The sequence below is a fragment of the Prescottella agglutinans genome (assembly GCF_004011865.1).
Taxonomy (GTDB): Bacteria; Actinomycetota; Actinomycetes; order Mycobacteriales; family Mycobacteriaceae; genus Prescottella; species Prescottella agglutinans.
The window spans coordinates 23,657-43,806 of record NZ_RKLP01000013.1 but is presented as its reverse complement, the minus strand read 5'-3'; the positions used below and the strand labels follow the sequence as shown (position 1 = coordinate 43,806).

17 protein-coding genes are annotated in these 20,150 nt (G+C 69.1%); 7 read left to right on the top strand and 10 right to left on the bottom strand.

Annotated features, from left to right (window positions below; all coding sequences use genetic code 11):
• Positions 1 to 23: 23 nt before the first annotated feature.
• Positions 24 to 1,763 carry a cutinase family protein gene (locus EGT67_RS22115; RefSeq protein ID WP_127918253.1) on the bottom strand — a complete coding sequence of 580 codons (1,740 nt, stop codon included), beginning with the start codon at positions 1,761 to 1,763 and terminating at the stop codon, positions 24 to 26.
• A gap of 157 nt (positions 1,764 to 1,920) precedes the next feature.
• Here EGT67_RS22115 and car point away from each other — a divergent pair, with 157 nt between their 5' ends.
• Positions 1,921 to 5,439, top strand: coding sequence for a carboxylic acid reductase (gene car / locus EGT67_RS22110; RefSeq protein ID WP_127918252.1), 3,519 nt, complete (start codon positions 1,921 to 1,923; stop codon positions 5,437 to 5,439).
• Between the two features lie 3 nt (positions 5,440 to 5,442).
• On the opposite strand, the gene EGT67_RS22105 is transcribed toward car, so the two are convergent.
• From EGT67_RS22105 to EGT67_RS22095, 3 genes are all read right to left on the bottom strand, one after another.
• A complete protein-coding gene (locus EGT67_RS22105) occupies positions 5,443 to 7,056 on the bottom strand; it encodes an esterase/lipase family protein (RefSeq protein WP_127918251.1) in 1,614 nt (537 codons plus the stop codon).
• Positions 7,057 to 7,194: 138 nt separating this feature from the next.
• Complete coding sequence (locus tag EGT67_RS22100; protein ID WP_127918250.1) at positions 7,195 to 8,493, bottom strand: RNA polymerase sigma factor; 1,299 nt, start codon at positions 8,491 to 8,493, stop codon at positions 7,195 to 7,197.
• Between the two features lie 4 nt (positions 8,494 to 8,497).
• Positions 8,498 to 8,920, bottom strand: a complete 423-nt coding sequence (locus tag EGT67_RS22095; RefSeq protein WP_127918249.1) for a YciI family protein — start codon at positions 8,918 to 8,920, stop codon at positions 8,498 to 8,500.
• A 193-nt stretch (positions 8,921 to 9,113) separates the two neighbouring features.
• Here EGT67_RS22095 and EGT67_RS22090 point away from each other — a divergent pair, with 193 nt between their 5' ends.
• Positions 9,114 to 9,458 (top strand): TraR/DksA family transcriptional regulator, encoded by a 345-nt coding sequence (locus EGT67_RS22090; RefSeq protein WP_127918395.1) that lies wholly within the window; start codon positions 9,114 to 9,116, stop codon positions 9,456 to 9,458.
• Between the two features lie 46 nt (positions 9,459 to 9,504).
• Here the strand turns inward: EGT67_RS22090 and EGT67_RS22085 are convergent, their stop codons facing one another.
• The 4 genes from EGT67_RS22085 to EGT67_RS25405 form a co-directional block, all read right to left on the bottom strand.
• Positions 9,505 to 9,747, bottom strand: coding sequence for a helix-turn-helix transcriptional regulator (locus EGT67_RS22085; RefSeq protein ID WP_206612464.1), 243 nt, complete (start codon positions 9,745 to 9,747; stop codon positions 9,505 to 9,507).
• Positions 9,737 to 10,588 carry an ABC transporter permease gene (locus EGT67_RS22080; protein ID WP_127918248.1) on the bottom strand — a complete coding sequence of 284 codons (852 nt, stop codon included), beginning with the start codon at positions 10,586 to 10,588 and terminating at the stop codon, positions 9,737 to 9,739. Before EGT67_RS22080 ends, EGT67_RS22085 begins: the two co-directional genes overlap by 11 nt.
• Positions 10,585 to 11,514, bottom strand: coding sequence for an ABC transporter ATP-binding protein (locus EGT67_RS22075; RefSeq protein WP_127918247.1), 930 nt, complete (start codon positions 11,512 to 11,514; stop codon positions 10,585 to 10,587). Before EGT67_RS22075 ends, EGT67_RS22080 begins: the two co-directional genes overlap by 4 nt.
• Before the next feature lie 106 nt (positions 11,515 to 11,620).
• Complete coding sequence (locus EGT67_RS25405) at positions 11,621 to 12,814, bottom strand: hypothetical protein (RefSeq protein WP_241566181.1); 1,194 nt, start codon at positions 12,812 to 12,814, stop codon at positions 11,621 to 11,623.
• A 248-nt stretch (positions 12,815 to 13,062) separates the two neighbouring features.
• On the opposite strand from EGT67_RS25405, the gene EGT67_RS22065 reads away from it, so the two are divergent.
• The 4 genes from EGT67_RS22065 (at position 13,063) to EGT67_RS22050 (ending at position 15,812) form a co-directional block, all read left to right on the top strand.
• Positions 13,063 to 13,764, top strand: coding sequence for a hypothetical protein (locus EGT67_RS22065; protein ID WP_127918246.1), 702 nt, complete (start codon positions 13,063 to 13,065; stop codon positions 13,762 to 13,764).
• A gap of 37 nt (positions 13,765 to 13,801) precedes the next feature.
• Positions 13,802 to 14,716 (top strand): C39 family peptidase, encoded by a 915-nt coding sequence (locus EGT67_RS22060; RefSeq protein ID WP_127918245.1) that lies wholly within the window; start codon positions 13,802 to 13,804, stop codon positions 14,714 to 14,716.
• A gap of 107 nt (positions 14,717 to 14,823) precedes the next feature.
• Positions 14,824 to 15,159 carry a hypothetical protein gene (locus EGT67_RS22055; protein ID WP_127918244.1) on the top strand — a complete coding sequence of 112 codons (336 nt, stop codon included), beginning with the start codon at positions 14,824 to 14,826 and terminating at the stop codon, positions 15,157 to 15,159.
• A 122-nt stretch (positions 15,160 to 15,281) separates the two neighbouring features.
• Positions 15,282 to 15,812, top strand: coding sequence for an RNA polymerase sigma factor (locus EGT67_RS22050; protein WP_127918243.1), 531 nt, complete (start codon positions 15,282 to 15,284; stop codon positions 15,810 to 15,812).
• A 24-nt stretch (positions 15,813 to 15,836) separates the two neighbouring features.
• Here EGT67_RS22050 and EGT67_RS22045 read toward each other — a convergent pair whose 3' ends face one another.
• Together EGT67_RS22045 and EGT67_RS22040 are read right to left on the bottom strand one after the other, a co-directional pair.
• On the bottom strand, positions 15,837 to 17,267 hold the full coding sequence (locus EGT67_RS22045) for a GTPase (RefSeq protein WP_127918242.1): 1,431 nt from the start codon (positions 17,265 to 17,267) through the stop codon (positions 15,837 to 15,839).
• Positions 17,267 to 19,141 carry a dynamin family protein gene (locus EGT67_RS22040; RefSeq protein ID WP_241566180.1) on the bottom strand — a complete coding sequence of 625 codons (1,875 nt, stop codon included), beginning with the start codon at positions 19,139 to 19,141 and terminating at the stop codon, positions 17,267 to 17,269. The genes EGT67_RS22045 and EGT67_RS22040 overlap by 1 nt, the downstream gene beginning before the upstream one ends.
• A 250-nt stretch (positions 19,142 to 19,391) precedes the next feature.
• Here EGT67_RS22040 and EGT67_RS22035 point away from each other — a divergent pair, with 250 nt between their 5' ends.
• On the top strand, positions 19,392 to 19,964 hold the full coding sequence (locus EGT67_RS22035) for a hypothetical protein (RefSeq protein ID WP_127918241.1): 573 nt from the start codon (positions 19,392 to 19,394) through the stop codon (positions 19,962 to 19,964).
• The last annotated feature ends 186 nt before the right edge of the window (positions 19,965 to 20,150 follow it).

The window sequence follows — 20,150 nt, the reverse complement described above, 5'->3', positions numbered from 1 at the left end:
GCGTTCCGGTCGGATCGACCGCTCTACCGACTCGGTGCCGAGGTGACGGTCGTGGTGGGCGTCGTCGTCGGGGCCGCGGTGGTCGTGCGCGCCGCCGGAACGGTCGAATCCGTCTGGGGCGCCGTGGTCTGCGGCGCGACCGGAGTATCCGTCGTCTCGGGGGTCTCCGACGTCGCGGCCTCCGGTTCCGTGGTCGGCGGCGCGGGGGCCGGCGACACTGTCTCGGTGGGCCCGGACGTCCCCGCCGCCGCGTCGGCGGTGGGCTGCGCCGACGATCCGTCGGACGGTGCGGCCGACGCGGACGACGGATCGGCCGAGGACGCGGTGACCTCGCTCAGCGCGGCGGACAGTTCGGTGGCGGTCAGCTTCGCCGACGGGTTCACCTGCTGGCCGGCCTGCGCCTGCTTCGCCAGGTGTGTCAGCCACGCGGCGGCGTAGTCGGCGGACGTCAGCGGCTTGCCGTTCGCCGGGTCGGCATCGCGCCAGTAGTCGAAGTGGTGCCCGACGTCGCGGGCCAGCGTCAGCTGGTACGGATCGCTCATGATCACCGGGATGGTGTTCTGGTTCGTCACGATGAGGCCGACGATCTCCTTGAACAGCTTCTGCGGCAGGTAGGCCAGCGGCGACATCTTGTCGGTCGAGATCGAATCCGTCTCACCCGGCGTCGTACCCGACTCGGTCGTCGTCGGCGGCGTGGTCGGTGTCGTGGTCGGTGTGGTCGTGCTGGGCCCCTGGTACGACGGATCGGACACCTGGAGCAGCACCTGCAGGAACGTCTGGTCGCCCTGCATCCAGTCGGGCTGAGAGTTGATCTCCGCGAACGCGTTGAGCGCGATGCGCGACAGGACCGTCGCGACGTCCATGCCGGTCGCGGGGGTCAACTGCTCGCGCTCGAGTGCGTCGATGTTCAGCTGCCGCCCCACGTTGACCACCAGCTGCAGCAGCGAGATGTTCTGCGGCGCAGCACAGGTGAGGTCACCATCCGAGCAGAACGACGCCACCCGACCGGCGAGGGCACCGAAGTCGGAGCCGCCGGTGTCCGGCGTGACGCCCTGACCGGGGACGGGCTTCTTGCCGTTCTGGTACTTCAGGTCGAATCCGTCCGGGTTGCTGAACGGGTTCTGCGCGCCCGGGAACGGGCCCTGGCCGGCATCGCGGCCGGCGTCGGCAACGATGACGACGCCGACGACGTTCGCCGGATCCACGAGCCCGTACTTGCCGTCGGCGTCCGCCTCCTGGTGGCCGACGTTCATCGCGACGCGACGGGCGACGTCGGCGCCCTCGCTGTAGCCGACGATGGCGAACTTGGTGTCCGGGCACGACAGGCGGATCGCCCGGATCACCGACTCGGCGTTCGCCACCCCGGTGTTCACCGAGTTCTCGTAGCTCGACATGTCCGCCGGGTAGGCGATGTACATCGCGGCATACGACCCCGGCGCGACAGCCTTCAGCGGCGCGCTGGACGCCTGGTCGATCCACGTGCTGACGTAATCGTCGGCCGACGCCGCGGGCAGTTCCCTGCCGTTGGCGTCGACGAGCATCTTCGTGGTGCCCGGGCGCGGGGTGTCACCGCGGCCGGCGATCGAGAGGGTGACCATGTCGTGACAGTCGGCGGTCGACGCCGTCAGTTCGGTTTCGATGGTGCGCGGCGGCGCCGACCACAACGCCCACGTCAGGGCCACCAGCAGTGCCACACCCAATGCGGCGGGGGTGATCACCCCCGTCGCAGTCCGGTGCCGCTCGAAGAAACCGCGAATAGTCATGTCCACTCCCCAAACCCGACTCACCGATTACGCGTGGACAGACCCCCCGTACCGCGCGTCACGTCAACACTGACGTCGGACGGTTGCGTGGCCGCGTTACATCGTGTGGTCCCGGCCGGGTGCCATGGCGGAGGATAATGGCCTCCGGAGGACAGTCATGACCGCACAGACTTCCCGAGATGAACGATTTGTCGGACGCGTCCGAGAGCTGTACGCGACCGATCCGCAGTTCCGGGCGGCGGCACCGTCGCACCAGGTGACCGCGGCCGCGCACAGACCCGGGCTGCGGCTGACCGAGGTTGTGGACACCTACCTCGACGGCTACGCCGACCGCGCCGCGCTGGGACAGCGCGCCCACACACTGACGCGGGACGCGAACGGACACACGACCACCAGTCTGCTGCCCAGCTTCGAGACGATCACCTATCGGGAGCTGCACGATCGCATCTCGGCACTGACCGGCGCGTGGCGCACCGACACCGGGATCGATCCCGGTGACTTCGTGGCGGTACTGGGCTTCACCAGTGTCGACTACGCGCTGATCTACCTCGCCTGCCTGCACCTGGGTGCGGTGTTCGTCCCGCTGCAGAGCAGCGCTCCGGCCGGACAGCTGGCGCCGATCGTCGGCGAGACGTCACCGCGGCTCCTCGCCGCCGGGATCGACGCGATCGACACCGCCGTCGACGTCGCGATCGATGCACCGTCGATCGAACGCCTGGTGGTGTTCGACTACGACGACGGGGACGACGAGCAACGCGCGCGCTACGAGGCCGCGCGGGCCCGCCTCGCCTACGCGGGCCGCACGATCGAGGTCGGGCCCCTCTCACACGACCTCGACACCGGCCGGGCCCTCCCCGACGTTCCGGCGTTCGTGGCGTCCGCGGGCGACGACGCGCTGGCCTCGCTGATCTACACGTCGGGCAGCACCGGCACCCCGAAAGGGGCGATGTACACGGCCGACATGATGACGCGGCTGTGGCTGCGCCCGTCCGGCCCGACCGAGGACGTCGACGGCCGCCTGCCGGCCATCCACCTGCAGTACATGCCGCTCAGCCACGTCTTCGGCCTCGGCTGGTTGATCACCACACTGGCATCCGGAGGTACCGGATACTTCACCGCCCGCAGCGACATGGCCACCCTGTTCGACGACCTCTCGCTGGTGCGGCCGACCGCACTCAATCTCGTTCCGCGCATATGCGACATGATCTTTCGTCGATACCGCAGCGAGCTGGACCGGCGGCACGCCGGCGACGATGCCGCCGACAGCGTGAAGAGCGCGCTGCGCGACGACGTTCTGGGCGGCCGGGTGCTCGCGGCCCTGTGCGGCAGTGCGCCGCTGTCGAGCGAGATGCGGGACTTCGTCGAGTCCACCCTCGACGTCCCCGTCTCCGACGGCTACGGGTCGACCGAGACCAGCGGAGGCGTGATGCGCAACGGCACGATCCTGCGCCCACCGGTTACCGACTACAAGCTCGTGGACGTTCCCGAACTGGAGTACCGCACCACCGATCGGCCGTACCCGCGTGGTGAGCTACTGGTGAAGTCCGCCAACCTGATTCCCGGCTACTACAAGCATCCCGAGATGTCCGCGGACATCTTCGATCCGGACGGTTTCTACCGCACCGGCGACATCATGGCGGAGGTCGCGCCCGATCATCTCGTCTACCTCGACCGAAGGAACAACGTCATCAAGCTCTCGCAGGGCGAGTTCGTCGCGGTGTCGGCGCTCGAGGCCGCCTACGCGACCTGCCCGCACATCCGGCAGATCTTCCTCTACGGCAGCAGCGAACGATCCTTCCTGCTCGCCGTGATCGTGCCGAATCCCGATGCCGCGGAGGGTGATCTGCGCACGTCGATCGCCGACGAGATGAGACGGGAAGCGGAGGAGCACGCCCTGAACCCGTACGAGATTCCGCGGGACTTCCTGATCGAACCGGAACCGTTCACCCGGACGAACGGCCTGCTCTCGGGTGTCGGCAAGCTGCTGCGGCCGGCGCTGAAGGCCCGCTACGGGGAGCGTCTCGAACGCATGTACACCGAGATCGCCGAGGGGCAGGACGCCGATCTGGACCGACTGCGGGCCGACGCCGCGGCCGTCCCCACCCTCGCGACGGTCCGCCGGGCCGCCGCGGTCACGCTCGGGCTACCCATGTCGCCGGAACTGCCCGACGACGTTCGATTCGCCGACCTGGGCGGGGATTCCCTGTCCGCGTTCTCGTTCGCGACCCTGCTCGGTCAGGTGTTCCAGGTGGACGTACCGGTACAGACCATCGTCGGCCCCACCGCGAATCTGACAACCATCTCGAATTACGTTGATCGCGAACGCCGTTCGACATCCACACGCCCCACGTTCGCATCCGTCCACGGCCGCGACGCCGAACTGGCCCGCGCAGAGGACCTCGAACTCGGCAAGTTCATCGACACCGCGACGCTGGCCGCCGCGCCCGCCCTACCGGCACCGACCGCCACCGCGCGGACCGTCCTCATGACCGGCGCCAACGGGTACCTCGGCCGCTTCCTGTGCCTGGCGTGGCTCGAGCGCCTCGCGCGCAGCGGTGGCACGCTCATCTGCATCGCGCGCGGCGCCGACGCGGAAGAGGCCCGCCGGCGGATCGAGAACGCTATCGACAGCGGCGACGCCGAACTGTCGGAGCATTTCCGCGCGCTCGCCGACCGCCATCTCGAGGTACTGGCGGGGGACCTGGCCGAGGCCGATCTGGGCCTCGACGGCTCCACCTGGGACCGCCTCGCACGGTCGGTGGACCTGATCGTGCATTGCGCGGCGCTGGTGAACCACGTGCTGCCCTACCGCCAGCTGTTCGGCCCCAACGTGGTCGGGACCGCGGAGATCGTGAAGCTGGCCCTCTCGACGAGACTCAAGCGCGTCGACTACATCTCCACCGTCGCGGTGGCGGCCCTGCCCGGAGGCGGCTCGATGACCGAGGACGACGACGTGCGTCGAGCGAGTCCGGTTCGGCCGCTCGATGATTCGTACGCCAACGGCTACGCGACCAGTAAATGGGCGGGTGAGGTACTGCTGCGCGACGCACACGACCTCTGCGGGCTCCCCGTGGTGGTGTTCCGGTCCGACATGATTCTCGCGCACACCCACTACGTCGGCCAGCTCAACGTGCCCGATATGTTCACCCGCCTCCTGTTGAGCATCGTGGCGACCGGCCTCGCGCCGCGCTCGTTCTACCGACTCGATGTCAACGGCCACCGGCAGCGGGCCCACTACGACGGGCTGCCCGCCGACTTCACCGCCGAGGCCGTCACCACGCTCGGCGCCGACGCCACCACCGGCTACCACACCTACAACGTGCTCAACACGCACGACGACGACATCTCGCTGGACCGGTTCGTCGACTGGCTGATCGAGTCGGGGCACGACATCGAGCGGATCGACGACTACGGCGAATGGCTGCGCCGATTCCGGTCGGCGATCGAATCGCTGCCGGACAAGCAGCGGCGGCACTCCGTCCTCCCGCTGCTGGACGCGTACGCCGAGCCGGCACCGCCGACCTCGGGAGGGCGGATGTCCACCGAGAGATTCCGTGCCGCAGTGCGATCCGCCGGGATCGGCGAGACGTCGGACGTGCCCCACCTGACGTCTCCGTTGGTCGACAAGTACGTCGCCGACCTCCGGCGCCTCGGCCTGCTCGACGACGCCAGCTGAGCGTCACACGGCGTCGATCGCCAACCTGACGGTGCCGGCGAACCCGGTGCCGCCGACGTCGAAGGTCCAGTGTCCCCGAGCGGTCCGCCGGGCGCGCTGCACGTCGTCGCGGGGGTCGTCGGTCGCGATCCGGTCGATCTCGTCGGGGGAGTCCAGGCCCGACCCGCCCAGGTACCTCTCCGAGGTGTGCAGGAACATCCTCGGGCCGCCCGGCTGGGGGAACACCTGCGCGTAGTACTGCTTGCCGAAGATCAGGTTGTCGGAGAAGCCGATTCCGCGGGTGTCGCGCTCACCGACGTACAGGTCGAGTCGGAACACCAGCCCGGGCGCCGACTCCTCCACCTTGTCGCCGGCGTCGACCCACCCCTCCCAGAGCAGCCGCTCCGGTCCCGCCCACCCCGTCGTGTCGTCACCGGTCGCCGCCAGCGGCTTTCGGAGTTCCTGCTCGAGGTCCGGCAGAGTGTCGGCGAGGTCCTCCCTTCGGCACGGTCCGTAGCAGTTCTCCGCCTCGCTGCTCTGGTGGAACAATTCGAAGTCCACATAGCGCGGCTTGATCGACACGCCGAGGTAGAACTCGCTCCTGCCGAACCAGTCGCCGCCCCGCGTGATGTCGGCCCGGTCGAGCCACAGCCGGACCCGATGGGTGCCGTGGAAGAAGCGCATGGCGATCTCGTAGGACTCGCGCGCGGTCACCAGCGAGTCCACGCCTCCGTGACACTTGTGCACGAATGCTCTCGGAGCGCCGGGTAGTTGCGCCGCAGACTGTTTGACGAGGCCGTCGCTTCGGTTCGTCTCCAGCGTGCCGCCGTCGAACAGATTCGACAACCGGTTGGCGAACGACGCCGCCGTCGCGCCGTATGCCCGGTAGTTCGTGCCCACCACGGTGAGGATCCGATCGACCGGAAATGCCTTCTCGATCTCCAGGAACCGCGTGCTGGACGGCGAGAACGAGGCCAACTCGTCGGACGCGTCCTGCGCCAACGGGAGGGCGTCGAGGATCCACCGCGGGATGCGTTGGAAGGCGATGCCCCGATGCGGTGTGCCCAGGGTGACGATCCGGTGGATCAGGTCCTGTGCCGAGTTCGGTTGCCGCCGTTCGAGCGCCAGCAGCGCCTCGCGCACCACAAGCCCGCCCATGCTGTGCGCCACCACGTCGATTCCGCTGAAGGTGATGCCGTTCTTCTTCATTCCGATCTCGATCAGGTCGAACAACCGCACCAGGCCGGCGCCGTACCGGGCGAGGGAGCGCGGCTCGAGGTCGTAGTACCGGTACACCCAGATCGTGCTGGGCGGGGCGCCGGCCAGCACGCGGGCCGCCGTCCCCGGATCGATGGCCACCGTGCCGCTGACGTCGCCCGCGTCGAACCCGTCGTGCTCGTCCGGGGCCTCGACCGGAGCCTTGTAGTAGCCGATCACGTTCGTCGCGTCGGAATAGCGATACCTGTCGGATTTCAACGCGCGCAGGACGAATCCCTCGTAGATGTAGTTGTCGCCGCGCTTCTTCTCGTACACGGTGCCGTCGTTGAAACCCTGGTAGGCACTGCTTCTCTCGTCCGCGACGTCGAGGCCGCCGAATCCGCGGATCAGAACCAGCGGACGGCTTGCGTATGTGACCATGGCGATCTCCTGGGCCCGACTGCGCCGGATCCGTGATCGCCCCACCGCGCGCACGCCCCGACACCCCAGCATCGCGCGGATCGGAACCCGCCGGGCGAAGCTTGCTCCGCTCGATACGAAATCGACACCGGCGCTGTCCTATTCGCCGGGATGCGCCGCCGCGGCCCTGTCCAACAGGTTCTTTCGTTCCCGCTCGTTGCCGGTCAGCCGTGCCGCCGCCTCGAACTCGGCGCGTGCCTCCGCCGGCCGGCCGGCGCGCACCAGCAGTTCGGCACGGGTGGCGGGCAGCAGCCGGTAGCCGGCAAGTCGCCCGTCCGCGACCAGACCGTCGACGATCTCGAGTGCCGCGTCGGGTCCGGTGGCCATCGCCACGGCCACCGCGCGGTTGAGGTCGACGACCGGCGACGGCGCGAGTCGACCCAGCGCCTCGTACAGCAGCACGATCCGGTCCCAGTCGGTGTCGTCGACGGACGCCGCGAGCGCATGACATTCCGCGATCGCCGCCTGCAACCCGTAGGCGCCGCGCCCGCGGCCGAGGGCGTCGGCGCGGGCCAGGGCGGCGCGGCCGCGCACGATGGCGCCGCGGTCCCACCGGCGGCGGTCCTGGTCGGCGAGCAGCACCGGGTCACCGTTCGCGTCGACGCGCGCCGGGAAGCGCGCCGCCGTGAGCTCCATCAGCGCGACCAGGCCGTGCACCTCGGGTTGGTCGGGCACCAGTTCGGCCAAGCTGCGGCCGAGCCGCAGCGCCTCGCGGCCCAGGTCCGGCCGCATCCACTCGTCGCCGGCGCTCGCCGCGTGCCCCTCGTTGAACACGAGGTACAGCACGCCCAGGACCGCGCCCAGCCGGTCCCCGAACTCGGCGCGCTCGGGCACCGCGAACGGCACCCCGGCCGCGGACAGGGTCTTCTTCGCCCGCACGATCCGCTGCTGCACGGTGGCCGTGGGGACCAGGAACGCCCGCGCGATCTCCTCGCTCGACAGGCCACCGACCGCCTTCAGCGTCAGCGCCACCCGCGCCTCCCGCGAGAGCACCGGGTGGCACGCGACGAACACCAACCGGAGCACGTCGTCGTCGATGCGGTCCGGGTCCCAGGGCAGTTCGTCGGGGACGGAATGTGATTCGTCGGCCTCGAGGTCGCGGGCGATGGCCGCGAGGCGCTCGTCGTAGCGCTCCTGCCGTCGCCAGCCGTCGATCGCCTTGCGTTTCGCGACCGTCGTCAGCCAGGCGCCCGGGTTCGCCGGGACGCCCGTCTCGGGCCACTGGGCGAGCGCGTCGGCCAGCGCCTCCTGCGCCAGGTCCTCGGCGAGCCCGAAGTCGCCCACCGCCCGGGTGAGCGTCGCGACGATGCGCGCCGATTCGATGCGCCACACCGCCGCGACGGAGCGCCGCGCGGACTCCACCGGGTCCGCGTGGCGCTCCGTCCGCGAATCGCTCATACGCTCACGCCTTGCGGCCCTCGAGCTCCTCGCGCCAGCCCTCTTCCTTCTGGATCCACTCGTTGTCCTGCGGGAAGTCCTCGACACCGGTCACCCGGCGCACCTCGATCTTCGCGCCCGGACCCAGCGGCACCCGCTTGGCCCACTCGGCCGCCTCCTCCTTCGACGCGACCTCGAGGATCCAGAAGCCGTTGAACAGTTCCTTCGTCTCCCCGTAGGGGCCGTCCGTGACCAGCGGGGTCTCACCGGAGAAGTCGACGACGAAGCCCTCCTCCGCGTCCGAGAGGCCCTCGCCGGCCAGCAGGACACCCGCCTTCATCAGGTCTTCGTTGAACCGGCCCATCTGCTCGATGACCTGCTCGAACGGGACATCCTTGTATGCCTCGACGGCCTCGTCGGTGGCGCGCATGATCAGCATGTACTTCATGTGTTCACTCCTTCGTCCCGGGTCGCGAATCGACCCTCTCATCCAGGACGTCGAACGGGAAGACGCCGGATCGACAACCGCCGGGAATTTTTTTCGGGCGCCGGTTCGGTGAGCGTGACGTGCATCAGTTCGGTCCGCGCGACCGCCCGGTCGCGCTCGGAAGGACGACGGCACCGCCGTGGTTGATGCGGATATGGACACCCACGATCACCACTCGCGCATCACCCGGGAACGGGCCGACACCGAGCGCCGCATCGACACCCTGGTCCGGCGTTTCCGCGAGATCGTCGAGGGTTCCGAGTTGACGACCGACGACGACGAGCACGATCCGGAAGGGTCGACCATCGCCTTCGAACGCGCGCAGGTCTCGGCCCTGTTGACCGCCGCCAGACGCGAGGTCGAGGAGTTGGACGCCGCCCTGCGACGCCTGGAGGACGGCACCTACGGCGTCTGTGTCCACTGCGGAGACGCGATCGCGGACGCCCGGCTGGACGCGCTACCCGCGACGCGCACCTGCATCGACTGTTCGGAACGGTGACACGTCCGACCAACCGTCGCGGTGTGCGCGCCCAGCCGGCGACCACTCACGCCGTCTCGGCGTTCGAGCCCAGTCGGGGGAACGGCTCGGTGGAGAACACGACCTCCACCGCGACCTCGAAATACTCGGCGATCCGCAACGCCAGGTGCAGGCTCGGGCTGTACTCCCCGCGTTCGAGGTACCCGACGGTCTGATAGTGGACGCCCAGCGCCTCGGCCAACTCCCGCCGCGAGACGCCCCGCTCGGCGCGCAGCATCGCGATGCGGTTGTAGATGACCTCAGAAGGCACGCTGCATCGCCTTCTCCCGTCGTGCAGCCATACTCGATCCTGATTCGTGACGCGCCATGCGCCGCAACACTACCGGCGCGATCAGCAGTCCCGCGACCGCCCAGGCACCGAGCACCGCCGCGGTCTCGACGTGCCGCCAGGACTCGCCGATCTCGACCGCCACCGCGTCCGACGGCAGCAGGGCCGAGCGCATGCCAAGGCCGCTCCAGTAGATCGGGAACGCCTGCGCGACGCCCTGCAGCCATCCCGGCAGTGCCGTGATCGGGTAGAAGATGCCCGAGATCGCGACGAGTGCCATCAGCGGCATCGTGAGCAGGAAGGTGGCCCGCGGACCGTCGAGAACGGCGCCGAGGATCGCACCGGCGGGCAGGGCCGCCAGCAGACTGAGCGCCAGCACCCAGACGAACGTCACCCACGCACCGGCCCCGTCCAGCGACGACCCACCGATGACCAGCATGCCGACCGCCAGCACGACCGCCACCTGCACGACGACGGATCCGGCAGCCGAGACGACCTTGCCGACGAAATAGCCGATCATGCCCCCCGGCACCGTCTTTGCCCGCAGCAGCGTGCCGTCCTCACGGTCGAGCACCAGCACATTGGTGATCGCGAACAGGCCGTTGAACACGATGATCGAGCCGATCAGGCCGGGCAGCGCGAGTTCGGAGATCGAGAGATCACTGCCCGCGTACTGCTTGTTGCGCAGCAGGTAGAGCACGACGAGCGAGATGACCGGGGTCATGAACTGCCCGATCAGGTCGGGGCCGGCGGTGAACAGTTGACGAAGCTCGATCCAGCCCCGGGAGAAGCCGGCCCGGACGGCGGTAGCAGTGGGATTCATCGTGTGACCTCCGCGAGAGTGAGCGTCCCGGACCCGACGTCGCCGGATTCGTGGCGACGGACCAGCGCCATGTAGGTGTCTTCCAGCGAGGCGCGGCGCACCTCCAGGTCCCCGATGGAATCGCCGTGCTGCTTGAACAATTCGTGGACGAACTTGGTCGACTCGGTGGTGGTGTGCACGAAGCGCTGGTCGTCGACGGTCCACCGCACCTCGGCCTCGCCGGCGATCGCGCGAGACAACTCGTCCGGCGACCCGTCGGCGATGATGCGGCCGCCGGCCAGGATCAGGATCCGGTCGGCGATCTTCTCCGCCTCGTCCAGGTCGTGGGTGGTGAGCAGCACCGTCGTGTCCTCGAGGTCGGCCAACCGGTGCACGAGGTCGTGGAAGTCCCGCCGGGCCGCGGGATCGAAGCCCGCAGTGGGTTCGTCCATGAACAGCACGTCCGGCCGACCGACGATGCCGATCGCCACGTCCAGTCGACGACGCTGACCACCCGACAGCGTGGCGATCTTGGCACCCGCCTGTTCGGAGAGTCCGACGAGCTCGATCAGTTCGCCTGTATCCCAAGGAATTTTGTCGCGATCGGCGCAGTACGGTCGATAGAACGTCGCGAGATGGTCGAGCAGGTCCCGCACGCGCCACTTGGCGTGGTCGCGCCAGGACTGCAGGACCACTCCGACCCGAGCACGCCAGTGCTCGTCCCCGTGTTCGGGATCGGCACCCAGTACCGCGACGCCGCCCGCCGAGCGGGCGCGGAAGCCCTCCAGGATTTCGATGGTGGTGGTCTTGCCGGCGCCGTTCGGGCCGAGCATGACCAGCACCTCGCCGCGCCGAGCCTGGAACGTCACGTCGCGCAGAACGTCGTTGTCGCCGTATCGCATCCGCAAACCGTCGACGTCGAGCACAACCCCACTTCTGGAACTCATGAACCCTCCCCGGTCATGGATCTTCTATGGTTTGTAGCATATGTACTACATATCGCCGTGGCAATACTGCGGGACGGATTCGACGGGAATCTGCTTCCGTCCGGGGCTACGCCGACTCGACCAGCGCGCGGAGCGCGCGAAGCATCTTGCGGCTCATAACGAAGCTGATCGGTTCGAGCAGCGCCGGACCGAAGGAGAGGACGTCCTTCCAGTCGCCGCCGTGCGCGTTGCGTCCCCGCTCGATCAGGCGAGTGCCGCCGTGACCGTCGTCGAGCAGGTGGAACGCCCACAGCGACGCGTTCGCGCTGTCGGGTGCCGAACCGAGCAGCACCAGATGATGCGGTGGGTCGAGCGCGGCGACCGTCAACGGCGGCGCCTTCGGGTGCAGCGACACCGGGTCACCTACCGCGAGATCCTGGAACCGGTCGAGCACCTCGGTCGCGTTCTCGATGCGGCACCCGACGAGGTTCTCGAGACCGACGTAGCTGTAGAACCCACCGCGACCCTGACCTATCTGAACGATCCACGGCCACAACCGCTCCGGCGGTGCTGCGACGGTGATCGCGTGCGTGGAGCCCCAGTCCGCATCGGGGACCAGATCATCGCCCGGAAGGGTGACTGCAGCCTCCTCGGCCGTCGCCCCCCAGGTGGTCCGCCGGCCGCGGAGCGGCCGCGCGAGCAGATGGAACGCGATCAGAACGGCCGCGCCCACCGACTCGACCACCGTCCGCGCGACGCCCACGGATTTCGCTCCGGAACCGTCGAATACGACCGTCTCCGAATCCGGCCGATGTCCACGCTCGGCAAGCCACTCGGCCCGGCGCAGCCCCGGTACCACGTGATGGCGGATCGACCCGCGCACGCTCACCGGCGCCAGCAGCCACCACAGTGCGCGCACATACGCCTCCGCGCGCTCCGGCCCGTCCCACTCGTACACGCCGCGATAGATCTCGTGCTCGTCGTGGGCAACCCACAGCTTCGAGACGAATCCGGGAAACCCCGCGAACATCGGGGTGTTGAGGAGGCTCTCCCACCGGAACAAGGTGTGTGCCCGACCGTGGACCCCGCGCAGACGGAATTCGACCACCAGCACGCACGGGTCGACGGTCGGCGGTCGCACCGCCGCCGTGTCCCGGTAGACCCGGCCACGCCCGTCGTCGAACGCGAGACACTCGTCGACCCACTCGGATCGACGACGGATCCGCCGGCGCGACAACAGCAGGGCGGTCACCCCGACGGAACGGACAATCCTCGCCGCGGCGACGCCGAGAGACAGATGCTCGGAGGTCCGACCGAACATGATCGCTCTTTTCCGGCGGCGACGGCGATCTCGTCCACGCGGCCGCCTCGTCAACAGCCGTCATCCGTACCGTAGCCACACTTCGCGGGGGCTGTCGATACGGCCTCGTCCCCGCGATTCCCGGCATCCGCCCAGGCATCCGGGCAGTCGGCGGCATCCTCGGAAATCGTCGGGAACCTTTCCGCGTCCGGTCGCATCTGACTGATGGACACGGAGGAAACGGTCCTCCGCTCGGTGAGGAGAACGAGATGAGCAACCCGGAGAACATCGACGACTATCCGCGTCTGGACGAGGTCGAGAAGAAGATCGACGACCTGTACGACGGCCCGCCCCAGCCCGCCGATGAGCCGGCGCCGACTGCAGTCGCGCCGGATCCGGCCGTGCCGGGTGTCGACAGCGGCGCGAACCCGGTCGTCACCGGGGACCCGGAGACGGCGTCGTTCGTCGACCCGTCCGCCGCACCGGCCGATCCCGCTGTGGCTCCGGGCAACTACACCTCGGCCCGCGACATCGACGGCGACGGGATCGTCGACTCCACGATGATCGACCTCGACGGCGACGGGGTCGTGGACCAGATCAACCACGACACCAACGGCGACGGCCAGATCGACGTCATCGAGTACATCGGCGGCGCGGGCAAGTTCAATGCGATCGACCGGGACACCAACTACGACGGCGTCGTCGACCGGGGCGAGATGGACATCGACGGCGACGGCCGCACCGACTCGGTCGCGTTCGATTTCGACAACGACGGCAAGCTCGACGAGATCGACATGGACACCGACCATGACGGCGTCATCGATGCCGTCGCCCTGGACACCAACGGCGACGGGGTCATCGACTACATGGGCATCGACACCGACGGCGACGGCCTCGCCGACGAATTCCTCACCGACGCCGGCCAGACCGGAGACTTCAACGCGGTCCCGGACGCCGCCGACCTCCTCTGACCTGGCCCGCGACCGACGCGAGACGAGAGAGCCCCTCATGGACGACACCTACGGCGTGAGCATCGGCGACGAGCTGATCACCCCCGCCGGCAACGACTCGACCGACCCGCTCGACGTCGGGCTGGAGATCGGGGATCCGCTGCTCCACGACCCGCAAGCGCAGCCGGCGGACACCGACTTCGGCGTCGAGGTCGACGGCGCCCCGACCCCCGCGGCCCCGCCCGCGGCAGATCCGGTGGATCCGGCCGTGTCGGTGCCGGAGCTCGACGAACCCACCGATCCCGCGGTCGATACCGACGACACGATCGTGGTGCCGGACGCGGAATCGGACGGCGGCACCCACGGCAACGCGGGCGCGTGGACGCAGGACTGGTTCTTCCAGGAAGTGGACGGATACTGCGGGCCGTCGTCGGCCGCGCAAGTCGTCTCCGAGTACACCGGCCTGGACATCTCCGACCCGCAGCAGCTCGTCGACCGGGCCCTCGAACTGGGCCTGTTCATCGACGGGGACCCGACGAGCGGCATGACCATGGCGTCGCTGGAGGTGCTGCTCGAGGACCAGGGCGTTCCGTGTCACATCGAGATGAGCAGCATGGACGATCTGGCGGCGAAGCTCGACGCCGGTTACGGGGTCATCGCGATGGTCGATTCCGGGGAGATCTGGACCCCTGGCGGAGAGGCCGTCGAGGACGACACCCCCGACCATGCCCTCGTCGTCGCCGGCATCGACACCGACCGCGGCGTGGTGATCCTCTCCGATCCCGGCAACCCCGACGGCAACCAGAGCGAGGTGCCGATCGCGCAGTTCGAGGACGCCTGGACCGACTCGGACAACAAGATGCTCGTCGCCGACGACACCGACCCGGACCTGGCCACCCCGGCCGCGGTGGACGAGACGGCGATGGCGTTGCAGCCGCGCCCGTGGGCGATGGTCGACCTGATCGGGGCGTGAACTGTCGCCGAGAGGCCGGACACGTCAGAATTGGCCGGGAACTTTTCGATCGTCGACGGCATCCAAACCGGTAGGCGACTTTTGTCCGAACGAGAGGCGGTATCGCGATGACGGACCCGGACGCGAGCCTGTGGCAGGCCCTCGGCCTGTCGGTCGACGACGCCCTCGACCAGGTCCCCGACGACGTGTGGGCCTCGGCGGTGAGGCACGCCGTCGACCCTTCGACACCCGAGGTCGACACCGCGCTGGTACCGGAGATGGACGACTCGACCCCGGACGAGTTCGACGGCGACGATGACCTGACGAGCCTGCTGGACGACGACCCGTCCGTCCACCACGACGGTCACGACACCGACCACCACGGCGGACTCGACGACGACGCGTTCATCTCGGGCTGCCCGGATGACGGTGACGGAATCGACCTCGACGACGGCGGCATCTGACCGAGCCCGATGACGCCGTGCGGGCGCCCGGCCCGGACCTGGGCGGGGAGCCTTCACCGGACTCCCGCTACACTTCCCGGCGGCTGATCGGGCCGACCGAAAGATCCGGGGGGGATCCAGAAGTGACTGATGGTGAGTTGCTGGCAGCGTGCCGGGAGGGGGACGGCACTGCGTTCGCGGAACTGGTCGGACGCTACCGTCACCGCCTCTGGTCGATCTGTTTCCGCGTCACCGGCAACCGTGAGGACGCCGAGGAGGCCGTCCAGGACGCCCTCACGTCCGCGTGGCAGAACCTCCACAAGTTCCGTGGCGAGGCGAAGGTGTCGACCTGGTTGTATCGAATCGCCGCCAACGCAGCCCTCGCGGTGGTGCGTAAGCGCAAGGACGCCCTCGCCGCCGATCCCGACATGATCGAACTCGAGGACCCGGCACCGCTGACCGCGGACCGGGTCGCCGACGTCGACGCCGTCCGGCGTGCGCTCGCCGAACTGCCCGAGGACTTCCGCGTCGCAATCGTGTTGCGCGAGTTCGCCGAACTGCCTTACGCCGACATCGCCGAGCATCAAGGTGTCCCCGTCGCGACGGTCAAGACCCGCATCAACCGGGCACGCAAGCAGCTGATCGCCCACCTCGCCCCGACCCGCGCAACATAGGGCCGTAGGGAATTCCGACTCTCATCAGCGGCGGGCCATCATCGTGTAGGTGGCCAGCAGCGCGGTCAGTGCGGCGTCCTCGGCCGCGGACATCGTGGAGATCGACTGCCGCTGCACCCACACCAGCCGCTCACCGATCGCGGCCTGCACCTGCGGCCGGTCCGCAGTGGGCGGAAGTCCGACCCGTTCGGCGTCGCACGTGCCGAGCAGGATTCGGGTGAGTTCGTCGACGACGGGGGAGTCGGGGTCGGCGGCGAGCATGCCGCGCAGGCACCCGAACAGCACGACGTCGTCCATCACGTGCTCCGAGCGCACACCGTGGACGATCTGCCGAATCTGGTCGCGCTGCGGGTGGGTGTAGGCAAGTTGTTCCAGCTCGTGGAGGATGCGGCCGGCCCGGTGGATGGCGGCGAACCGCCCCAACGTCCGGTGGAGCACCTGCTGCAACCTGGCGGTCCCGGAGGCGTGGGAGAGCCACTGGTTGAGCGCGTGCGCACCGCCGGTGGCGGCGTCACGGCCACGGATCAGCCCGTACTCACCGACCAGGTCCAGCAGCCGGTCCCGCACCTCCGAGGACAGCGGCGCCGGATCATCGGAGTCGACGAGGTCGATCAGATCGAACGGATCCAGACCGGCCAGCGCGGCGACGGCGCGGGCGTCGGCCTCGGTGAGCCGGCCGGTGTGGCTGGTCTCGGCCAGCAGCCCGGCGACCGGCAGCACGGTCAGGACGGTGCCTGCGAGTGCCCTGGCCAACACCTGCGCGTACTCGTGGGCGTGCTCGAGCGGATCACGCTGCCCCAGAGCACCTTCCCCGAACCCGTCCGCCCGCGAGAGCACACCGAGGGTGTTGAGGGGTGTGAATCCGAGCTGGCGCAGGAACGCGATCTCGTCGGCGCGGGGAACCGAATCGAACAGGAACACCGCCGCGTCGGCGTCGACGGAGGCGCTGCGGGTCTGCTCGAACCCGTCGATCAGCGCCCGCCGGGTGGCGGCGTCGTTCTCGACGGTCAGCGTGGCCAGTCCGGGGGTGTCGATCAACGCGAGGTCGCGGATCGCGGCCGACGGCAGAAAGCGATGTACGTAGGCGATTTCGGTGGCGGGCCGGCCGAGGTCGGTGGCGTGGCCGCGTTCGATCGGACGCTGCGTGCGTTGCCCGTCGAGGCCGACGACCTCGATGCGTGACGGCGCCCCGTCCTGATAGATCGCGACGACGTTGGTGGCCTCGAGCGCCGCGGTCTCGGCGACCGGTGCCCCGATCAGGGCGTTCACCAGGGTGGACTTGCCGGCCTTCAGGCGCCCGACGATCACCACCCGCGGCGGGGACCACAGGGTCTGGCCGATCCGGTTCGCGTGCGCCACCAGATCCCCGCCCAGGGCAGCGAGCGCGTGCAGGCTGCGGTCGAGCACCGCGCGTACCGGATCCAGCACCGTCTGTGCCTGTGCCGGGTGCACCATCACGCCACCCCTCCGGCGGCCGGGACCTGCGCGGCCGCGGTCAGTCGGGCGATGACGTTCTCGATCTCCTGGCACTTGGCGGTGATCACCCGCTGGTTCTTCGACAGCCTCGTCACGGTCGCCTCCCGGGTCGCGGCATCCAGGCGTGCAGCCTCTTTCGCTTCGGCGATCTGCGCCTGGACCTGCTCCATCGTCGAGCGCACGTGCTCGCGGTAGCGGATCACGACCTCGGGCCGACTCGTCGACAGTGTCGCCTCGAGCATCCGGGCCGTCGAAGAGCGTGCGGTAGCGAGGGTTTCGCGCAGCCAGGTGAGTAGGTTCGACTTTCCGCTGCGCATCGCCTTGTATCCGAGGTTCACACCGACCCAGACGACGCCTGCGACGGCACCGACACCGATCAGGGCGCCGAGCATGCTGGTGCCGATCATGCCCATCGTCAGAATCGACGGATCCAGCAGCCCGTGGCGCTTGCTGGCCACCTCACCGGTGGTCAGCCGTGGATCCAATGACGCGAGCACCTGCTGCTCGATCTCGGCCCACACGACCTCGGAGTCGAACAGCCGCAGCACGATCGCCCCGACACCGTCGAGGAACACCTGCACCGACGCGGTCATCGCCGCCTGCAAGTCCTTCTCGATCTGCGCGGTGAAATGCTGCGGATTCTTGCGCAGCACCGTCATCCCGGACTTGTTGATCGTCGTCGTCCACCGCGTCTTGATCTCCTCGAGCCGCTCGTCGAGTACAGCGAGCGCGGCCTGCCGAGCGAGGGTCAGATCGCGGCCGAGGTACTGCTCCCACTGCCCGGAGTGATCCTTCAGCTCCTGCAGTCGGTCGCGTTCGGCGGCCAGCTCCGGCAGGGTCGCGCCCGAATCCTGAGCGATCGCAATGTCGCTCGTGTTCTTCGCGTTGATCTTCCGCAGTCCCTCGAGCGCGGTGCGCAGGCCGTCCACGGCCGGTAGCGCGGCACCGAGGTCGAGCCGCGTCCGGATCTCGGCCCGAAGCTGCGCGATTCCCGAGGACTGGTCCCCGGCCTGCCGGCGGCCCGGATCCGTGTGGTCGGCGGCGGCGAGCGCGCGCAGCGACGACACGCCGATCACCGGGACCTGCCTGCGCAGATGCTGCTGCAGCAGGCGACGGTTCTCGGCGGCGATCGGCTGCCACCGGCGCAGGTTCTTGTCGGTCTTGGTCACCGCGACCACGACGGAATCGACTGTCGCCGAAGCTCCCCGAACGAACTCCATCTCCGGCGCCGTGAGCGGGGTCGTCGCATCGCACACCACCACGAGCACGCAGGCGGTTTCGGCCGTGCGGGCGGCGAGCTGCGCGTGCGCCGGATCCAGGCCACCCGCGCCGGGGGTGTCCACCACGACGGCCCCGCCGAGATGGTTCGCGGCGGTGGCCACGACCGCGCCGGTCGGCAGCACCTCCGTTGCCGGGTCGGTGACACGGCGGCCGCTGGTCGTCACCCAGTCGGCCAACTCGGCGCGGTCGATGCGCTGCACCCCACCGGGAATCAGCAACTCCGCGGCGCCCGCGGGGAGGGTGTCGGTGGCCGGGACGAAGTGCACCGTCGCCGACGTCGACGAGGCGACGTCCACCGGGGCGGCCCCACGTTCGCCGATCAGGGCGTTCACCAGCGACGACTTGCCGCGCTTGACTTCCCCGACCACCACCACCGAGCGGGTCTGAGTGTCGGCCCGGGACTTGGATTCCGCGAGATCCGCGGTCGCGTCGTACTTGTATTTGCGCAGGATCGACACCGCCGACGACAACGCCGCGGTTGCCTGCTCGTCGAGAGAGAGGCCGGCCGGAGCGGCGGACGGCGCAGGTGTCGTCGCAGCCGACGACGCGACAGTTCCACCTGACGACTCCACGAATCTCCCCCAGTAGTCCCACCCCACGTGGATCCCCCGTTCGATCCACGACCGCCCACGAGGCTAACCAAGACGCCGAACGCCGAGCACCGGCACCCCGCGCAGAGACTCGCTGTGGCGTGCGACGCGCTGCCGAGCGATCCCGCCCGCTCATCGCGACTGCACCGGGAACTTTCCGGCCGCACGCGGCATCTCACCGAGTGATTGCCAAGACGCGCAGTTCTCCTGACCGGAAGGAATCGAACGAACCATGACCACCCCCGCTCCCCAGAACACCGGCAACCCGAGCGACTCGGACGTCACCGTCACGATCGGCGGCGCGGGATCGGCCGCCGGATCTGTCGTCGACTCGTTCTCTGTCGACCTCAGTGACATGCTCGCTGACCCGGGATCCGCCGAGGTGTCGATCCAGTCCTTCGACGGTGGGATCTCGATCGGGGGCGGGGTCGCGTTCAGCGGTGGCGTGGACATCTCGGTCGCGAACCAGGACGGGATTCCACAGGTCAGCGTGGATGCCGGTGGCCAGTTCGGGGCCGAGGGGCAGTTCGAGTCGTACGGCAGCTACGACTCCGTCGACCTCAGCGCGGACGCGGGGACGGGCACGAGTGATGTGTCGATCGAGTCGGCGGACGCCGGGATGTCCGGGTACTCGGGAGTGCAGGGCGCCGGCGAGTTCGACCTCGACTTCGGTGCGAACCCCGTGGGTGGAGTCCCGGAGATCAGTGTCGACGCCGACGTCGAGTTCGCCGCGGACAGCGGGTTCGACATCGGCGTCGGCTACGACCACGTCGAGATCCACGACGACGGTGGCGCCGGGATCTAGCCCGCGCGGCGGTGGGCGCTCCACTACCTGATCCTCGCCTGGGCGAAGTGATCCTTCGATGCGACAGCAGTTTTCGCTGTTGACGGCTTGCACCGTGCCCCGGTAGTCCGCCTCGGACGCCGGGGCACGGCCACGTCTGCGGCGCACGGAGGCCGTCAGGGTCGGGGCTCCGAAACGCACGTTCGG